Origin of the sequence: Corynebacterium sp. HMSC035E02 (assembly GCF_001836065.1) — a bacterium.
Lineage (GTDB): Bacteria > Actinomycetota > Actinomycetes > Mycobacteriales > Mycobacteriaceae > Corynebacterium > Corynebacterium hiratae.
In genome coordinates this window covers 1-3,780 of sequence record NZ_KV827351.1, presented here as the reverse complement: position 1 = coordinate 3,780, position 3,780 = coordinate 1, and the positions used below count along the sequence as shown (strand labels likewise).

2 protein-coding genes and 1 pseudogene are annotated in these 3,780 nt (G+C 48.3%); 2 read left to right on the top strand and 1 reads right to left on the bottom strand.

Going from position 1 to position 3,780, the window contains the following annotated elements; genetic code table 11:
- Positions 1–383: 383 nt before the first annotated feature.
- Together HMPREF2635_RS13020 and HMPREF2635_RS13015 are read left to right on the top strand one after the other, a co-directional pair.
- Entirely contained in the window at positions 384–1,445 is a 1,062-nt protein-coding gene (locus tag HMPREF2635_RS13020) for a HesA/MoeB/ThiF family protein (RefSeq protein ID WP_083321292.1), read from the top strand.
- A gap of 21 nt (positions 1,446–1,466) precedes the next feature.
- The gene (locus HMPREF2635_RS13015; RefSeq protein ID WP_080975087.1) at positions 1,467–2,702 is read left to right on the top strand and encodes an MFS transporter; all 1,236 of its coding nucleotides are present in this window, start codon (positions 1,467–1,469) and stop codon (positions 2,700–2,702) included.
- Positions 2,703–2,965: 263 nt separating this feature from the next.
- Here HMPREF2635_RS13015 and HMPREF2635_RS08650 read toward each other — a convergent pair.
- Positions 2,966–3,751, bottom strand: a pseudogene (locus tag HMPREF2635_RS08650) (IS3 family transposase); the annotation flags it as partial.
- Positions 3,752–3,780: the final 29 nt, after the last annotated feature.

Genomic DNA, 3,780 nt, shown 5'->3' with positions numbered 1-3,780 from the left:
TAGGGTGTCCACTAAACGAGGGTAACCTCACATTGGGCAAGTTGGCCATAGTCAAAGCTGTGACCCTGGAAATTCGAAAGACGTCACAGCAACAAACCACCACCCCAGACAACCTTCACATGAGATGCCTTTTAAACATTATAAAATATGTCACACGTTCACCCCTTAGAGAATTAAATTATATTTTTCATTGACTGTGCCTTGGCTCACTGCTACCCTTTCTGTAACTTCACTCATGAAAGGAGGAGGCCAATGTCATTCGATTTTGAAGTGATTTCCACCCAGAATCTAATGGAAGCCCACCGCGTTGGACAGGCATAAAACATCAGACAACCACGGGGACCTGAATACATTCGGGCCCCCTTTTTACTTTAAGGAGAACAATGTCCTTGATATCATTCCGGACCGCCCATGAAGTTAGGCCTCTAGGGGATGGCAGGTCAGTTGTTGGATCAAACACGGCAGGAATCGGGCACTATGTCCAGGATCCAGACCACCATCTCCAAAAATTGAATAAAATTTTAAACGGCACCCTAAATCAGCAAGAAGCTACCGAACAGATCGCTAAGCAAACGGGAATTTCTCCCTTTAATGCACATACTCTGCTCGAGAAGCTAATCCAGCTAGGACACATTGAGGCCATTTCTCAACCCAACTTAACCCCAGAACAACAGACTCGTTTTTCTCGCAGTACTGCGCTCTACTCATGGCTAGGCGGATTTGGGAAATTTGATCGATGGGCTCCTCAAGAAATTATCTGCTCGTCGAGCATTTGTATTTTAGGGGCCGGAGGCATTGGATCTAACATCGCGTTACAGATGGCCGCAAGTGGAATAGGAAAAATAACTCTCGTTGATTTTGACACTGTCGAGTTGTCCAACCTGAATCGACAAATTGCTTATTCGGAAAAATCTATCGGCAAATTAAAGACTGATGAACTCAAAAATAGGATTAGAGAGTTAAATAGCGATTGCTCAGTACGTACGATCGAGCGAAAAATTGAAGGAGTAGAGGAATTAATTCCCATTTTCAAGGAAGCAGATCTAGTTATAAGAGCAATCGACAACCCACCCGAATCGGCATATTGGGTATCAGAAGCCGCAATAGCCACCAAAAAGCCCTGGATTGACTGCAGCTACGCCGGGCCGATGGCGGTTTGCGCGACTTTTGTCCCCGGAACGACAGGGTGCTACCGATGCCTTCGAGAAAGTGAAAAACAACGGCTGCAACAGAATAATATTTCTGGACTCTACGAGGAAACCCCTCTTGGGATTAACGCTGCGATAGCACCTATCGTGTCAATAGCCAGTGCATTGGCTTCACTCGAAGCCTTAAGGTTCTTAGTCTCAAGAACCAACTTATCTATGGGCAAAGTTCTACATCAAAACCTTGCAGACTATTCAAATCAATATTCCATTGATTTCCCCTCGTCTTGCCAACATTAGCCTTCATGAAAGGACTAAGAAATGGCCACCTTAATGAGTATTCCTGGCTATCGCCGCTTAGTCGGAACAATGGCGTTCAACCAAACTGGTTATGCAATGGCTTCAGTAATAGTTCCACTATTGATTTTTGACATAAGCAAAAACGCCACACTGGCAGGATCAGTATCAGCTTTTGGAACAGGTTCGCTTATTCTTTTGAGCCTGTTTGCCGGTGCATTAACAGATAAGTTTCATCCCTCAGTAGTGCTAAAACTAGTTACTCTCGCTCAAACGATCATTTGGATCAGCATTGCTCTCATGCTCTCCTTTAGTGATCTTCCGTTACTCCCCATAGTTTTATGCATCGTTCTCGCTTCCGCGCTCTCTGCATTCGACGCACCAAGCGAACAAAGTCTCATCAAGCAGATGGTCCCTACAAGCGATCTAGGTACAGCAAATGCTATCGCGCATGGACGTGAATCCACTGCGGAAGTTTTCGGCGGACCGAGCGCCGGACTTCTTTACGGTTTAAACCCCCACTTAGCTCTTTTTGTCCAGGGAGCATTCCATGCCATCGCCTGCGCTCTCGTTCCTCGAAAGCCTAATTCAGCGTCAACAAATCAGCTACCCGAAGAACACGACACAAATGTTTCTGTTCTAAAGTCCTCGACTGATGGGTTCCGTTTTGTATTTAGCCACACAGGGCTGCGCGCAATCACTCTCGTGGCAGCCGTTGCCAACATTCCAATGTCAGCTTTTATCTTGGTACTGATTTTTTCATACCGCGCTACAGGAGAATCTGCATTCATTATCGGTTTGATTTCAGCATCTTTTGGATCCGGTGTCATCGTAGGTTCTTTTTTGGCCAGCAAGCTAGCAGAGGTTGTACCACTAGGAAAACTTGGCACTATAGCTTTACTTACCTTCACAATAAGCCTTATTGTGCTTACCACACTACATAGCAATACGGTCGCCACCATCATTGCTTTGTTTATCGCGGGTCTACCCCTAGCGTCTTTTAATACTGCAATTGGGGCTTTTACTGCCGCCATTACCCCTGACTACCGAATGGGCGCAGTAACCACAGCTTCTACCATTCCTGGAATATTTCTCATGCCATTCGGAGCATTTCTCGCTGGCTTTGGATTTGAGCACTGGGGAGCTTCAACAACACTCGGACTCATTTCAACATTCGCGCTCATTGCCACCATGATGACGCTAACCTCAGCGGTTCGCGGAATACCATTGCTATCTCAACTCGACGAAGTTCAATCCTGATAGTTCCACTCTGCACTGTAATGCTCTTAAAATAAGGATTACCCCATAGAACGATTAAGCCAAATAACTTTCGACGACATATACCTCATCTCCCCGTCCAGTTGGAATGATTGAAACACCGTAATGCTCCCAGACCTAATCAAAATCCAGGACTTCCAGAAAGAGAACTCTGGGCGACTGGTGAGCGACGGTTTCAAGGAGCCCGACCCCCGGAAAGTAGACACCGTGGGGTGAACAAAATGTAGGTGTAAGCCTATCAGGCCTTAAGCGGCTTGGGACTCGAACTCATCGGGGGTTTGGTATCCGCACCATGTGTGCCGACGGCACGTGTTGTAGCGCACGCACCACCGGAATACGTCTCTGCGGCAGATAAGTTGATTGGCGAAGGTCTTTGTATCTTTGAGGACCTCCCGTTTTAAAGCCGCGTTGAACGACTCAGCGAGCGAATTATCCGCGCTGGTTCCCACCGCGCCCATCGACTGGGTAACGCCCAAGCGCCTGCATGTTGCCTGGAACTGCGATGAGGTGTACACGCTTCCGTGATCTGAGTGGAAAATCGCACCGTCTAGACCTCCTCGCAGGTGGGAAGCGTTTTCGAGGGCTTCTTCTACCAGTTCGGTGCGCATGTGATCTGCGATAGCAAAGCCGATAAGTTTGCGGGAGAAACAATCAATAGCTGTTGCTAAGTACATGTTCGTTCCGTCTGCGATCGGCAGATACGTAATATCGCCGACAAGCACACGATTTGCAGCGCAATCGGTGAAGTCACGGTTCACCAAGTCTGCGAACACGCGCCGGCTTTTGTCGCGCACAGTGGTCTTGACCCTGCGCTTCTTCTGAAATCCGAACAGGTTCTGGGCCCGCATCAAGCGGGCCACCTTTTTGCGATTGATCCGCTTGGCAGGGGTTGTAGCACCGTCGCGACGTGTGGGATCGTTGAGTTCGGCAGTGATGCGACGAGCGCCCCACACGCGGTTTTCAGCATCGAAAATGGCCTGGATCTCCGCGGCCATCACAGCGTCATCTACAAGGCGCGCACGGCGCCGCGGTGTTCAGAAGACTGAAATGGTAGCGGTGT

Excerpts from the sequence above, each read along its gene's own strand:
- HMPREF2635_RS13015 (WP_080975087.1), top strand. The coding sequence starts at position 1,467 with ATGGCCACCTTAATGAGTATTCCTGGCTATCGCCGCTTAGTCGGAACA.
- HMPREF2635_RS13020 (WP_083321292.1), top strand. The coding sequence starts at position 384 with ATGTCCTTGATATCATTCCGGACCGCCCATGAAGTTAGGCCTCTAGGG.